Source organism: Chromobacterium sp. W521, from assembly GCF_052805975.1.
This window is the reverse complement of the sequence record NZ_JBRBAF010000013.1, coordinates 49,642-65,733: the sequence shown is the minus strand read 5'-3', so window position 1 is coordinate 65,733 and position 16,092 is coordinate 49,642. Positions and strand designations below refer to the sequence as shown.

Here is a 16,092-nt window from a genome sequence, read left to right as displayed (position 1 = left end):
CCGCCCGCGCTTGAAGCGGCCGGCGCGCCTGTCGAGTACAGGGCGCGCCGGCCGATAAAGACTTTTCCGGTCAACCACCATCCAGGGCCTCATGTCGAATTTGCTGCTGCTGAGCAACGATGCCGGTCGCCAGGTCTTCATCACTGTGGTGGGCGTGCCGATGCCGGATGGCGTGCTGGCCAACTACATCACCAATACCGCCAATCAGCCGCAAACATTCGACAACCGCTTGTACGCCTGGGAGAGCAGCGCCAATCAGGTGCCATGGGACAAGGTGCCGGTCGGGCAGGCCGCTTTGCTGAGCGATAGTTCCACGTCCACTCGGGTGCTGAATTTCGATTACGAGCCCAAGGGCTATGTCATCGCCTACGCGGTGGCGGGCGCGGCGCAGGCGGTGTGTTCCAGCGTCTACCTGCCCGCCGGCGAGCAGGACAATCCGCAAGCCTGGGCCTATGACAGCGTGTCGCTGCAGACGGTCTACGTGGACAGCAATGTATTGCAGCTCAAGTACAAGGTGCTGACGGCGTATCAGCCGAAAGCCGCCGGCAACTGGGTGGGCATCTGGCAGGGCTCCACCGTGCCTTACAGCGGCGATCCTATCCGCAGCCTGCCAGTGCCGCGCGACGACGACTCAGGCTACCTGGCGATCGACGGTCTGAAACTGACCATCAACACCAGCTACGCGGTCGGCTATTTCATGCAGGCGCTGCCGCAGGGTCGTACCTCGCTGGCCGCGACGACGACGTTCACGATAGGCGCTTATCAAGGAGAAAAAACATGATCGCATTCGAGCGCCTGGCGGGTAGCCGGCTGTATATCGATCAGGCAAACCAGGAGGGGGCCGGCTGGTGGGGCTGGCTGCTGGCCGCCGGCGCTCAAGCGCCGGCCGGCCCGGTGCCCTTGACGGAAGCGCTGGAGAATGCGGATTGGGCCGGCAGCTTTGTCTACTGCGCCGTCGCGCCGGATCTGAGCGGCGACAAGGCCGCCGTCTTCATCGCGGCGCTGGATGCGATTCTGGCCACGGTCATCGGCGGGCGCGCGCTGCTGTGGCTGCGGCAGGCGGAGCGGGCGCAGCAAGCGCTGGAACAGGGTTGGGTCTTGTCCTTCGCCTCTGTTGCCGGCGTTTTGCGCACCAGCAATGGGCTGGATCTGAGCCTGACCGGCGACGGCAGCATCGGCGTCGCCATCGCCTCCGGCGCGGTACTGAGCGTCGCGGAATCCGGCGACGCGCTGACGCTGACCGGTCGCAATGCGCCGGCGGCCACCTTGAGCGGCGGCATGGCGCCCATTTTGTACCAGGATGATTACAGCGCCAGCTTGGCTTTTGCCGGCACGGAGCTGGGCAGCTGGCGCTTTGGCTTCAAGACCGCGCGCCAGGCCTTGGCGCGCAACTTCGCCTGCGGCTTCCAATTGCTGGTGCCCAATACGGCGGCGGACAGCGCCGGCTCGGACCAGCCGGTGAAGAACTTGAGCGCTTATCTGCCGCTGGTGAACGGCGGCGAGCCTAACCCCACCGACCTGTTCGCTTTCACCGCCCAGTTCAACCCTGTCAATCCCAACAATATCTTGCCGGCGACGCCCACCGTGTTTTGGTTTGCCGCCGGCGCCAGCCTGGATCTGGTGTCTTACTACCGCACCGTCTACGGCATGACAGTGACTCTGCGTCCGGTGCTGGACGCGGCGGCGGGACGGCCGGCGGGCCTGGTGGTCAATCCCGGCTCCGGCAGGACGCCGCTGTATCTGGGTTACAGCTTTGCGCTGGTAGGGGACTTCGAACTGCGGGTGATGGGAGCGGAGGACGGTCAGCCGCAGCAATTGCTGGCCGGTTTGTCCGGTTCGGAAAACATCGGCTTCGTCAGCGGCGCTGCGTACTTGCGCGCCAGCGGCGGGCAGCCGGCCTATGCGCCGGTTTTTCCCCTGGAGCCCAGCTCGCCGGTGGGGCCGCCCTTGGACCCGCTGGCCTTGTTGCTGAATCGGGACTTCCGCACCTCTTGGTGCACGGTGACGGCCAAGGGCGAAGGCGCCAGCGCTCACTACGCGGCCGCGCCCAAGGGCGCGGATCTGTTTGGCCTGCCGGACGCCGCCAAAGCGGATGGCGGCGATCTGCTGGAACCCAAAGACCCCGGCTTGGCCTTGCCCAACAGCGGCGAACTGAGCTTCCCCCTGTTGCCGTTCGCGGCGTTTCGCTCCGGCGCCGGGGACCAAGATTTGCAGGCAGGCCAGATGGAGTTGCTGGAGAGCCAGATCGTCAGCCCCACTCGGCGCAATCGCATCAACGCCGCCTCCGCTCAGGCGTCGCGCTCGGCGCGCGCCAGCCTGGGCCTGGACTTGGCGCGCAACGTCGCCGGCTACAACGCGGCCACGCCGGCAGGCTTCATCGCCCGCGTCGCGGAGCGGGGCTGGAGCCGTCTGCTGCTGGCGCAGATCATGGCGGGCGGGCAGCCGCAATGGCAGCTGGGCTTTACCGCGCCGTCCAGCGCCTTGCAGGCGGCGTTCCAGACCGACAACCTGTTTCTGCCGGTGGCCAATCCCCTCCAGTTGGGCGTTGAGGCCAGTGGCGTGATGCCTGAGGATCCGCCGGCCAGCCCGTCCCGCTTCTACAACCAGTTGGAGATCGATCGCTGGCGCTTCAAGGCGGCGGTGGGCAAGGGCAACCGCTACGGCGACTATCGCAATGTAATGGTGGTCAAGGGCGTGCCCGGCAGCCTGCTTGAATTGGTGACCCGGCCGACGCAATGGACGCAGAAGAATCTGTTCGCCGCGCCGCTGGGGCCGGATGGACTGCCGGACGCGTCGCAGTTGACCCCGCTGGCCGATTGGCTGAGCGCATACTTCGCCAGCGCGCTGAAGCAGCAGGACAATCCCTATTTCCAGAACTTCTGCCGCATCATCCGGGATCCTAACTGGCAGGGCGTTTTGCTGCTGCGGGTGGATATCGAGAAAGTGCCGGCGGAGTTGCTGGGTTTGTTGGCGGGGGTGACTCAGCCGGAGGCCTTCGCCGCACATCATATCGGCGTCGAACTGAGCCAGATCGACGGCAAGACCGTGACCCAGAGCGACTCCAGCTCCTTGTTCGGGTTGATCTACTACCTGGATCCGGACTACGAAGACGAGCCGCAGGCGCATGCGATTCCGCCGCAGGACGCCGACGCCACCTATGAATTCCGCCTGCTGACCTTGAAGGCCTTGTTCCAGAACACCGCGGTGCAGCGTTTTGAAAGCGTGGCCCAGGTGGTGCTGAATCAATTGTTCGGCAGCCGGGTGGATAGCATGGTCGAGGATCAGGGGCAGGCCAATATCTACAACGCCGTGTTGCTGCAAGGCGGTTTCCAGACCAACGGCGGCGCGCCGATGTACTCCTTGTCTTCCGCCCAGCCGGCCTTGTTCAAGCTGCGGAACAATGTGCTCACCAGCGTGGAGATCGCCACGGCGGCCTTGTCCACGCGCGATGAGGGCGCGGGCGGCAGCGCGGTGTCCTGGCTGGACATGTCCGGTTTCATGCAGTTCGCCGTGCTCAAGGACGAGGCGGGGGAACTGCCGCCTTTCGATCTGTTTTCCTTCGGCGCCGACGGTGATGAGCTCGTGGCCGGCCAAGGCTTGCGTTTCAGCGGCCTGGGCCTGCGCATCGCCTTCCCGCTGAGCGGTCCGGACAGCGGGCCCACCGTGATCTCCATGCTGGAAAACGAGCTGTCCTTCAATCCGGCGGCTAGCCGCTCGCGAGCGCAGGGTCTGTATCGCGATTTCCAACTGGAATTAAATGGCCTCTTGTCCGGCGCCGCAAACAGCACGCCGGCGGCCAAGGGGTTTTTGGCGGTGGCGACCAGCTATGGCCTGCAAGGCGTGGCCGACCGCGCCTGGCACGGCCTGTCGCTGCGCGTCAACCTGGGCACCTTGGGCGCGCTGGCGTCCAAGGTCAATCTCAACACCACCTTGTTGCTGGCCTGGGCCGACGACAGCGGCGCGGCGGACGACGGCTCCGGCTATCAGGCTCATGTCGGGATGGCCTTGCCGGGCGCGGGGCCCGGCGGCGAACTGTTCAGCCTGCAAACCGTGATCAAGCTGTCCATCGGCGCGATCCGTCTGTTGTACAACGCCGAGCAGAAAGGCTATTTGTTGCTGCTCAACGAGATCGCGCTCAAGTTCCTCGGTTTGCTGCGCATTCCGCCCAACGGGGCCACCTCGTTCTTTCTTTTCGGCAACCCCGGTGCGGAGACGCCCACCGGTCTGGGATGGTACGCGATTTACAACCAGGACCAGCCGCCTCCGGCCGCCGCCCCGACGGCGCTTACCCACCAGTCTCAATCTTGAAGGACGGCGCGATCATGACGTGGCCTTTCTCCCTGTTCGACAACGCCAACTCGGCCAGCCGCAATACTTCCGCCCGGATCAACAAGGAACAGATCGCCGCGTTCCGGAGCCTGCTGGAACAGCAGGCCGCGATCCGTCTATTGGTGGGCACCGGGGGCAGCTTCGGCAACCAGTCCGCCACGGTCAATCTGTTGCGACGCTTGACCGATCCCTTGACCGCGGCGGGGCTGACTTACGCCTACGCCGGCAAGGCCGAAGTCTATTACCAGGGCGGCGAGGACACGCTGGCCAAGCTGTACGAGTTGCTGCCGGAACTGGAGCATCAGCCCAGCGGCAAGCTGAACCAGGCCACGGTGGAGCTGAAGGCTTATCCGCAAGCGCCGCCGGCGGACAAGGCGCTGTTCGGTTTCACCGGAGCGGTGGACGACAGCGCAGGCAACTACGCCACCGGGCTGAACGTCGAGTATTTTCTGCAGTTGCAGCCCTATAACTACAATTACGCGGAAAAAATAGATTTCGTCGGCGCCAGGCGGCCGGCCATTGATTTGCTGCAAGTGCCGGAGCTGAACAATCCCAGTTTCCGCCGCCGGGTGTCCTATGTGCCGGAATCCAGCTATGCGGCGCCGGACTGGGCGGATTACGCGGATAATCCGCGCGCGGCGATCCTGCGTTATCTGACCGGCGACGCCTTGCTCAAGCAAGTGCGGCTGGTGGTGTCCTACGCCATCATGCCCAGCGCTCAAAACGTGGTGAACAGCAGCCCGGAAGCCGCTGCGGCGGTTCTGTGCGGGGGCCTGCTTGATTACCAGGACAACGGCGACCACAGGCTGGCCGCGCCGGTGGTGGTGTTGAACCTCAATCGCTTCGGCAGTATGGAGAGCGAGGCGCCGTTGCAGGCGGTGGCGGGCTTGCTGCGCGGGGACATGACCCGCGACGAGGTGGTGGTGCTGACCGGCACGGACCCGAAAAACGCCAGCCGGCGGCAGGCTGCGCGGCAGGTGCATGAGGCGCGCCGCCGCTATATGGCTTCGCTGAACGCGGTGCAACGTTTCAGCTGGCTCAACTATCCCACTTCGACGGCGGCGGTGGAGGCCGCGGTCAACGCGATTGTCGGCAAACCCAACCAGGTTCTGTTCATCCAGTTGGGGCCGGTGCCGCAGCCCTTGTTCTACTACGCCCTGTTCAAGACCAATACCCTGTCCTTGTTCGAGGGCGCCAACAGCATGATGGCGGCGATCAATATGGGGCGTCCGTTCCTGGCCTTGCCGCGCAAGGGCCTGGGCGTGCAGCCGGCCTTGTACCCCAGCGTCAACCGAGGCCTGTTCAGCGCCTCGCCGCCGATCAATGAGCTGGCGGCCGCCGCCAACCAGCTCAATTTCTCGCTGGACAGCTGGCCCACCGGCAACCAGAGCGGCAACCCCTGCCGGCAACTCGGCGCCTTTATCCAAAGTCTGTGCGCCCAGACCGCGACGGACGATCCGATTCCGCGTTATTTCCGCGAGCTGAAGGCGTTCTACGCCACGTCCAGCGCAGACAAGCTCAATGTCGCCGTCGCCTATCTGATGAACGTTTTCCAGGCCGAGCACGCCTTGCAAGCCGCGGCCGCGCGGCGGGCGCGTCGCGCCGATGGCGAGGAGGGCGGCGACGAACCGGCCGAGAATCCGCTGAACGCGCTTTATCTGGAGCTTAAGGAAAAGCTGGGCGAGGACGGCGAGATCCAGCCGCCCAAGCGGCTGGACTTGGTGCCGGGCATCCTGGCTGGCGGCAATATCAACGAGGCGGTGCTGGCCCTGTTGCAGGGCTTCAGCGCCAGCCTGTGGCTGGAGGTGTCCCAGTTCAAGCACGAGGGCGAGGAAGACGACATCGCCTCCATCCGCTTGGAGGGCATGACCGGCATCTTCGCCAGTCTGCAAATCAGCAACCGCATCGCGGTGATCTTCGATGCGCCGGAACAGCAGTTGCGGATGAACCTGGAGCTATCCGCCGAGGGCACTTGGTCGCTGCCCGGCGTTCCCTGGATACAGATGAGCGGCCCCTTCCTGCGCCTGTCCAGCTCCGATGGCCAAATACCCGTCACCGCCGCGTTGGGCGGCCGCTATCAGCCGCTGGGCGCGGAGCTGCAATTGCTGGCGCCGTCGGCCGGCGAGCAGGCCTTGCTCACCGTCAAGTTCGACGCGCCCTATCCCGGCATTGACCGCGCCTTCCAGATGGCGGCGGCGGTCAACCTGGTGGCGGTGCTGCCGCCGCCGCTGAACGTGCTGGCGGACCTCGGCCTCAGCCAGCTGGACCTGTACTACCTCAGCAAAGAAGAGGACGCCTCCGCGCTCGGCTTCATCATCCGCTCCAACAGCGCCAAGCCGGTGCCGCTGGTCGGCAAAGTGGCCTTGAGCAACGTGGAGGCCCAAGTGGCGCTGATCGACCCGGTCAAAACGCGTCAGGTACGGGCCAGCGCCAACGGCAATTTCATCATTGGCAGCGGCGAGCAGGCCGGCGTGGTGGCGGTGGGCGTGCAATATCCGGATTGGCAGTTCCGCGGCACGCTGGAGTCCGGCGTGATCCGCATGGAGGACCTGCTGTCGCTGTTCCTGCCCGGCGTTGACCTGACCTTGCCGTCGTTGCCGGTGATAGACAGCTTCGTGTTCAACTACGCCCAGGCCGCCGACAATCTGCAAGTGTCGCTGAACCTTGTGTTCCAGCCGGCCTGGACTTTCGAGTTTTTCGGCAAGCCGCTGTTCAAGCTGGACAACGTCGGCTTCTCGGTCAGCCGCGCCAAGCTGGAAAACCAGGGCAATATCACCGCCAACACCACCTTGCTGCCGGACATGGCCCATCCCTTGGTGGTGGGCATAGGCGCGAGCTACGCCGGCGGCGGAGATTGGGCATTTTCCATCCAGCAGCAGGACGACACCGTTTTCAGCATTAATGAATTGCTGGAACAATATCTGGGCCGGGATTGGCGCACCGTTTTGTCGTTCCCGGACGTGAGCAAGCTGACGCTGCAACTGGACTGGGGCAAGCAGAAAGCCACTTCCTTTGAATTCAGCGCCGCCACCGCAAGCGCCTGGGTGCCGATTTCCGCCTTGCCCGACGTCAGCGTCACCGGCCGGCTGAAACTGGGCTATCTGGGCAAGAAGGCCGCCGAGCGGCTGGGGCTGGCTCCGCTGAACACCGAGGGCGACGATCCGCCGCAGGTGCCGGGCACCTATGGCGAGATCGGCGCCGACCTGACCCTGTGGAACATCAAGCTGGGGGTCAGTTATAACTTCGCTCCCGGCAAACAGGAATTGAGCTTGCGCTGGCTGACCCTGCTCGCCACCGTGACGACCGACAAACAGGGCGACACCGTCGCCACCTTCAAACTGGACAACAAGTCCATCGGCGAAATGGTGGAGACCTTCGTGTCTTGGGCCACCGGCGCCGAGTTCGGCCTGGCCGCGCCCTGGAACGTGCTCAACTCCTTCAGCCTGAGCGGCCTTGAGCTGGTGTACAACTTCAGCAAGAAACAGGTGGGCTTCAATATCGGCATCGGTCCGGTGGATTTCGGCTTCTTCACGCTCAAGGGCGTGGCGTTGAAATACGATCCGCAGGTCAAGGACGCCAAGGTGGAAATCACCGTGCAGGGCAGTTTCGTCTGGCAGTCCGGCGACGCGCTCAGCTGGGACCCCTCCAAGCCGGAAACCACGCCGGCGCCTCCGGGCGGCGGCAACAAATATCTGGACCTGCGCCTGCTGGCGCTGGGGCAGCACGTCACCGTGCCGGGCCTGGTGGAGGAGACCTCGGTGCAGGGCGTGATCGCCAAGCTGCGCAGCCTGGAAGTGCCTAACCCGCCGGAGGTGCCGGTGGGCGGCAAAGGGCAGCCGGTGTTCGCTCCCGACAACTCCTGGTTCATCGCCTTCGACTTCGGCGTGTTGAAAACCCAGAAAGACAAGGAAGCGCCGGCGGCCAAGGGCAGCCAGCAGTTGATCACCGCCCGCGAGGCGGCCGCGGCCGACGAGGAGGCCGACGAATACCTGCTGCACCTGTCCATGGTGTTCAACGACCCCACGCTGTACGCGTTGCGCGTGGCGCTGGCCGGGCCGATGGCCAAGATTTTCGCCGGCCTGGATTTCCAGATACTTTATCGCCAGGTATCGGAAACCGTGGGTTGCTATTCCGCCAATATCGCCTTGCCCAATCTGATGCGCAAATTCCAGATCGGGGTGGCCACGATCACCTTGCCGGAGTTCGGCATCAATCTGTACACCAACGGCGATTTCCAGGTGGACATCGGTTTCCCGTGGCGGCAGGACTTCGCCCGTTCCTTCACCATAGAGCTGATCGTGGCGCCGGGCATCCCGGTGCTGGGTTCGGCCGGTTTTTATTTCGGCAAGCTCAGCAGCGCCACCACCAATCTGGTGCCGGTATCGGAACGGGGGTGGTTCAATCCGGTGCTGGTGTTCGGCTTCGGCGCTCAACTTGGTCTGGGCAAATCCATAGAGCTGGGGATTTTGCGCGCCGGGTTCAGCCTGACGGTGTTCGGCGTGATCGAAGGCGTGCTGGCGCGCTGGCTGCCTTACCGCGAGGCCACGCCCAGCCAGGGCCGCGACCAATTGCAGGACGGCTATTATTTCTCGCTGATCGGCACCGCCGGGGTGCAGGGCCGCCTGTACGGCAGCATAGACTTCGCCATCATCCGCGCCGACGTCAATATCGCCATCAAGATCTACGTGCGGCTCAGCTACATCGCCTATCAGGACATCCCCATCAGCGCCAATGCCTCGGTGGAGGTCAGCGTAGACGTCAAGATCAATCTGGGTCTGTTCACCATCACCATAGGCCTGTCGTTCTCGGCCTCGGTGCAAGCCACTTTTGTGCTGAAAAACCCGGCCGGCAACAATCCGCCCTGGGGCCGCACCTTGCCTGGCAACGGCATGCGGACGCTGGCCTTGGCCGGCGGCTTGCCCGCGCGTCATGCGGCGGCTGAACTGGAAGCGCGCCGGCTGCGCCGCGCGCTGGGGCAGAGCGGCGGAGCCGGCCCGCGGCTGGCCGCCAACGCCGCCGGCTATCAGCCGGCCTGGGGCAATCTGCAAGCGGGGCAGCTCTTGCAACTGACGGGTTGGACCGTGCCGGTGCTGACCGTGGCAGGCGATCAGGCCAAGACCGCGGCCGAGCAATTGCCATGCTATGTGGCGGCTTTCTTCCTCGCCACGCCGGAGCCGGTCAAGGCCGGCGGCGCCTTGGCGGCCGCCCGCAACGGCGGCTCCGAGCAAGGCCGGCTGGCGCATGCCGCGCTGGCGCGTGCGCGCCGGCGCCCGGCGCTGAACGCCCGGTTGGCCGCCAATGGCGGCGAGGACGGTTTTGAAGACCTGGCCGTGCGGGTGCTGCAATGGGTATTGGCCGCCGGCATGAGCGGCGCGATGAGCCCGGACCAGCTCAACCAGCAAGTGGTCAGCGCCGATTTCCTGAACCAGGCGCTGCAGTACTTTTCCAATCCGGATCAACCGCTGCCGATTCCGGCCGATCAGGTGGAGGCCTTCCTGGCGCGGCAGGCGACGATCTGCTTCGCCGCCACGGCGGCGGCCAACGCCCACGGCGTGTTCTTCCCGGCGCCTCCCGGCGTGCGCCTGAACGTGCCGAGTTATGCCGGCGCGCCCGGCTACGATTATGTGTTCGGCCAATACAACAGCAGCCAGACCGACTATCTGCTGTTGCTGCGCCAGTATTTCCAGCAACTGCAGGTACAAGTGGAGGGCGGCGGCGCGCCGACGGCCGGTGCCGTCCGGATGCAGTCCGGCACCGGCGCCTCCATCGCCAGCTACATCTTTGGCGACTACTTCTGCCTGCTGGCGCGCCAGGCCTTGCAGGCGCTGCGCGATGGCCTGGGCAACTTCAAGCTGGTGATTCAGCCGGCGCAGACGGTGGCGGAGATCGTCGACTGGGTCAACGCCACCGGCCAACTGTCCGGCGACGACGCTTTCAGCGCCGGACAACTGTTCGTCGCCAACCAGGAGCATCCGCTGGCGGCGGGAGCCCGGCCGTTGACGGTGGAGGGCATGCGCTGGCAAACCCCGGGAGGCCTCAGTTTCGAACAAGTAGCCGCGCAGTCCTTGTTTGGCGGCGGCTTCAACGGCGAGCAACTGGCGCGGGCCAACGCCGACGAGGCGCGCATCCTGGCCGCCAATCAACGCATCGTGTTGGGCGACAAGGTCTACCTGACCCAGGACGGCGATTCGCTGACCGGCATTGCCGCCGGGCTGGGCGTATCGCTGGACGCGCTATTGCAAGGCAGCGACGTGCTGCGGCGCGCGGACCTGTTGTCGTCGCTGGCGATACTGGCGTTGCCGGCCTTCTCGCAGCCGGTGGCCGCTGGAGACACTCTGGCCGGCATTTCCGCGCGCTTGGGCGTGAGCCTTGATCTGCTGGCCGGCGCCAACGGCGCGGCCGCCGGTTTGTTCGATCATGACAGCGATCCCAATCTGAACATCCCGGAACTGGCGCAGTTCCAGGTGGGCGAGTTGATCGACGAAGCGCTGCGCACGCTGGCGTTCCAGAACCTGGGCGCGATGGCTTCGCGTTACTACCTCAACGGTTTGCGGCTGCCCACCGCCGGCCTGACGGCGAAATCGCCCGGCTTGTTCGTCAAGCCCAACGGCCAGGGCGGCTACGACTACCCGGCGCAGCTGGGTCTGTTCGCGTTGACTGGGCAGGCCTTCCCGCTGCCTGCGCTGCAAGACCCGGCGCAGGGGGCGAAGTTCAGCTTCACGCTGAGCCGCGGCGCTGCCGAAACCTGGCTCAGCCTGGGCGCGCCGGGCAGCGCCAGCGCCAGTTTCGAAGTGAGCCAGGACGATTACCTGCGCTATGTGAAAGTGCGCGCCACAGCCACCGGGCAGCCTTTGCGCACGGATACGCGGGCGATCCGGCCCTTGCTGGACGCCGAGGCCCAGGCCTCGCGCTTCCCGCTGTCCAGCTCCCAGCCCTGGCAGTGCGCGGCGCCGGTGGCGCTGCCGCGCCAGGCCCGCGCGCCGGAGGTGGCCGAACCGCGTTTGTGGAGCCTGCCGGACTCGCTGATCAACACCCCGCTGGAGCAAGGCGTGTTGCCGCGTTTCGCGCCGCAGCTGGCTCGCACCGACGCCGCCACCGGCAGCGTCAGCGAGCAGCCCTTGCTCAATTACGGCTTTGGCATGCTGATCCCCTTCGGCGTGCGTCGCACTCAGCCGCTGGCGAACAATCCCAGCAGCCATCGGCTGTATGAAATCATCGGCGCGCCGGACAAGGAAATCGTGTTGCTGGAGCGCGTGCTCAGCCAATTGCAGGGGCCGGGCGCGGGCTTGAGCCAACTGCTGGTGCTGTACCGGCCGGCTGCCACCGGCAGCGAGGTGGCCGGTTGGCAGATGGAAAACCCGGCCGCCAGCCTGGCCGGCATCGCCAAGGTCAATCTGTCCACCGAGACCCGTCCTCCGGCGCAGAACGGCTTGCGCGCGCTGGCGCTCACCGAGAACGCCTTTCCCAATCTGATCGGCGCGCCGGACGATTTTCTGCGGCTGTTGTGGGAAGCCAGCATCACCCGCCAGGGGGGCTTTTTCCTCAGCTACAGCCAGGGCTTGCAAGCCGGCGGCACGCTGTCCGGTTTGCCGGACCATGTGTTCAACGACAGCGGCGAAGCCGAACTGGCGGTGCTGGCGCTGTTCGCCGCGGACGAGGGCGAAGGGCAGGCGGTGGGCAACTGGATGAACGTGCTGGCCACCAATGAGTCCTTCGACGCCAGCGCCGCGGCGCTGGTGGCGACCGCGGTGCTGCGGCGGGAACAGACCGCGCCGTTGGCTGACGCGGCCACGCTGGACGGCGTCGCCGCCGGCTATTACAGCCGGGTCGATAGTCTGGCCCGGCTTAACGCCGGGCGGCCGTTGCGCGACGGCGCCGTGTTGCGAGTGCATGGCGGCGTTTATCAAGTCGCGCCGACTGGCGCGGCCCCTGGCGGGGACCTGGCGCGCATCGCCGAGCATTTCTTCACCACCGAAGACGCGATCAAGCAGGCCAACCCGTATCGCGCCAGCTGGAGCGGCCCGTTGGTCAGCTATACCGCTTTGCGTCTGCCCGAGGTCGATGTGGCCGTGGGCCGGCGCTACGCCAACGGCGCTGTGTTCTCCACGCTGGACGATGTCTCGGCCTATTTCCAGGCGCCCTTGGCCGGCCTGGCCGCAGCCAATGCGCGCACGCCCGGCCTGTTCCCGGCCCAAACCGCGCTGGAGGTCGAGTTGGGGCCGTTCGATGTGTCGGCCACGACTCAGGCCGGCGTGGCCGGCATCGAACTGGAGCGCAAGGCCGCCCCGCCCGTGCCGGACAGGGCCGACGGCGCCGATTGGGGCTGGATCTATCTGGCCAATCTGTTCAATTTGCTCGGCTACCGCAACAGCCTGACCGACGATTTCAAAGAGAGCAATTTCGGCGTGGCCACCGGTCCGGGCAATATCGACGGCAACGGCCCTGCCGACAAAGTGCGCGCGCCGCGCGCCGCGAACGAGGACGAACCGTGGCGTTATGTACGCACCGTGCCGTATCCCGGTTTGTACCGGCATCCGCCGGTGCAGCGCCAGGCCTCGCCTGCGGTGAGCGGCAGCCCATACCTGGGCGTGGGCGGTTTGTTGCAAATTGAACTGGCCTGGCTGGATTTGTTCGGCAACCGCATCCTCAGCGACCTGGACGCGCCGCCGGCCGAGGCGCGCGTATACAACTTCCCGCCGCAGCTGACCGGCTATACCGACAGCGTGTTGGGCATCGGTCAATGGCCGTCTGTGGCCAACGACTACCTGTTCGCCACCTTGCAAGACGGCAAGGCGGGGCTCAAGGTGTCGCTGGCCTTTGACCAGCAGCCTTATTTGGACGCGGCCAAGGCGCTGGACGCCGGCGGTCGGCAGCGCATCGAACAGGCCATCGCCATCTACGCCAAGGTCTTGTATCAGTTGCAAGACCCCAACGGCCTCGGCATCGAGCTGAGCAGCAGCGTCTGCCCGGAGGCCGCGCTGTTGGAGCCCTCGCAGCAGGCTGCGCTGGTCAATTGGGCGGTGGACATCTACGCCTGGCTCAACAGCTTGCTGCCCAACAGCAGCGGCAGCCATCAAGAGCGAGCCGCCGGCTTCCAGCCGCTGTTGGAGTTGAGCGCCCCGCTGCAGGCTGGCCAGGTCAACGACGACCAGATCTTCCGCTTGGACGCCAGCCTGACCTTGAGCCGCAAACCGCAGTTGGTCAGCGGCGCGCTGGCGGCGGTGTCCGGCGTGGCCGAGGCGGGCACGCTGTTGTCGCCGTCCACCGGCCCGCTGCAAGGCGACCAGGCCGCGGCGAGCGCCCAGCGCGATCTCAAGCAGTTTGCTGCCCGCTTCGAGCAAGCGCTGTCCACTCCGCAGGGGCCGCGTTACCAAGTGGCCACCGGCAGCGATCGCAACGCCTTCACCGGCGGCTCCGGCATGACCTTGTGGGCGGTGCAGTTGGGACGGGACGCCGCGCAGGGCATCTCCTACCGTCTGCTCAATCCGGGCCAACCCAAGCAGTTCGCGCCCAGGCCGGTATCCAATCAATTGGCGTCCAAGCTGGACGCGGCCATCATTCCCTACCGCACGGGCAAGGTGATCAGCCTGCAGGACCCGGCCGAGCCGCGCGCTTTCACCGACGTGGATCTGGATCAATGGCTGCAATCCTCGTTGGCTCGCATTGACCAATTGCTGTCGCCGGCCTATGTCGCGCCGGCGCAGATCTTGCGCAGCCTGACCGGCAACAACGCGATGCAGGGACTGCTGGACGCGAAAGAAGCGCTGGCCCAAGCCTTGAAGAGCGCGATGATTCCGGTGTTCCGCGACGAGAGCGCGGACCAGAGGGAACTGGACGCGATCCGCGAAGCCTTCTTCCAGAGGATGCTGGGCACGCTGAGCGAGTTCTACGCGGTGCGCGCCGGTCTGCAGTTCCAGGCCGAGGTCAATGCCGCGATCCAGCCCTCGGGCGCGGAACTGACGCCGCGGCTATACGGCAATATTGTGAGCCAGCCGGGCGGCAGCGGCATCATGGGCCGCGGCAACCTGTCTCTGACCGCGCCCAAGCTGGGATTGAAGCTGGCCGGCGACGGCGGCGGCAATACTCGCCTGCTGAGCTTCCTGCTCTCCAGCGCGGGCCTGGAGGCCAAGAAAGTGGACCTGGACCTGGTGTTCGAAGGACAGAACATTGAACACCAGATCGGCGCGCTGGCCGGCATCCGCGGCTACCAGCCGTCGTCCTGGCTCAGTTTCGTGGCGGACACCGCCGGCGAGAGCTGGCCGCTGCGCCAGACGTTGGGCGCTTTCAGCACCCCCATCGTGCTACGCGCCTTCCCGGAAACGCCGACCCTGACCCTGCAGGAGGCGGCGGCCAACGCCGACATCGCTTGCCCGTGCCGTCTGCCTGCGGATGAAGTCATGGCGGCGCGGCTTACGGCCGCCGGGGACCCGGCTTGCAGCCGGCCCGGCGACTACAATCCGCTGGCCGCGCTGAGTCGTTGGAATTATCGGCTGCGCTATGCGCTGCAACGCCATTTCGAGCAAGACGCGATCAACGGCCTGATTGATTTCAATCTGGGCGGACAATCCGGTTTGAGGGCGATGGCGCTCAGCCGGGACCTGTTCGACAACCTGGCGGAAATGACCCAGGTCTTTCCCAAGGTGGTGGAGGATCTGAACCGCTTCTTGCTGCCGCTGGACATCAACAGCAAGGACCCGGCTCAGATCCAGAACGCCGAGGCGGCGCTGCTGTCCGCCGGCGAGATGGTGCAGTGGCTGGCGGACAGCGCCGGCGGCGGGGGCTTGTTGCAAGCGAACAGCCGGCTGCTGGCGCAGGCGGAACCGATACGCTTCGTCATTGAGGAGGACGCGGTGGAGCGCGTCAACCCGGATGGAGGCAAGGTGAGCGCGTTGCGAGTGACGCTGACGCTGGCGCAGCCGCTGCCCGAGCGCGCCGGCCAACCTTTCGTGCAGGTGGAGCCGGAGCGATACGAGTGCGAGCCGGAGGAGGGAGAAGGCCTGAGCCGTTCCTTCACTTATCTTGATCGGAGCACCGGCGCCTATCTGGCCGCGTCCGAAGGCAAGGGCATCGCCGCGCGCATGGTGGTATTGCCGGACCTGGATATCCTGGAGCGGCAGGACGCCAACGCTCAGGTCTTCCTGCGGCGCAACGAGGAGTTGGTGCCGGGCAAGCCGACGGCGGAGCCGTTCGTCTATCAGACGCCGACGGTGTCCCTGTCCGCGCCGCTGCGTCCCACCGTGGATTCGGATCAGCCGGTGAACATGGCTGTCATCTACGCCCAGGGCGCGGACCAGCCGGTGAGCCGGTCGCTGGAGTGCCAGCTTAGCTTGTTCTATCAGGCTTTGTTCGGCCATGCAGGCAGCGACAGCGCCATCCTCAGCCTGACGGTGTATTACGAGTACCGGCTGAACGATGCGTTGAGCAAGGTGCGCTTGCCGGTCTACCTGATGCCGCCTACCGAGGTGGCCTTGCAAGAGGGCGGCGGCGGTCTGCCGCTGGCCGACGTCGTTGTCCAGCAAGCCCGGGGCTGCGTGGACTGGTTCGCCGCGCATGAACCGGAGCAAAAAGGAGGCAGCTTGTGGTTCGACCTGACCGTCAGCTCCAATTTGACTGAACAAGCTCAGCCCTTGTTGCGCTTGCGCAATGTGTTCCTGGAACTCACCAGAATCGAGCCGCCCATGGTTTGATCAACCGCCCAGGCTCCGCCGCGCGCCGGAGGGCGGCCTCCCTCTGGCGCAAGACCCGCTCCCTCGCCGCTGCGAG

The 16,092-nt window shown here is 65.7% G+C and carries 3 protein-coding genes; all 3 read left to right on the top strand.

Features of this window, described 5'->3' with window-relative positions:
* Window positions 1-91 precede the first annotated feature (91 nt).
* The 3 genes from ACUXV1_RS19375 to ACUXV1_RS19365 are packed head-to-tail and all read left to right on the top strand — an operon-like array spanning window position 92 to window position 16,016.
* Entirely contained in the window at window positions 92-781 is a 690-nt protein-coding gene (locus tag ACUXV1_RS19375) for a hypothetical protein (RefSeq protein ID WP_446016234.1), read from the top strand.
* Entirely contained in the window at window positions 778-4,308 is a 3,531-nt protein-coding gene (locus ACUXV1_RS19370) for a hypothetical protein (RefSeq protein WP_446016235.1), read from the top strand. Before ACUXV1_RS19375 ends, ACUXV1_RS19370 begins: the two co-directional genes overlap by 4 nt.
* Window positions 4,309-4,322: 14 nt before the next feature.
* Window positions 4,323-16,016 carry a LysM peptidoglycan-binding domain-containing protein gene (locus ACUXV1_RS19365; protein WP_446016236.1) on the top strand — a complete coding sequence of 3,898 codons (11,694 nt, stop codon included), beginning with the start codon at window positions 4,323-4,325 and terminating at the stop codon, window positions 16,014-16,016.
* The last annotated feature ends 76 nt before the right edge of the window (window positions 16,017-16,092 follow it).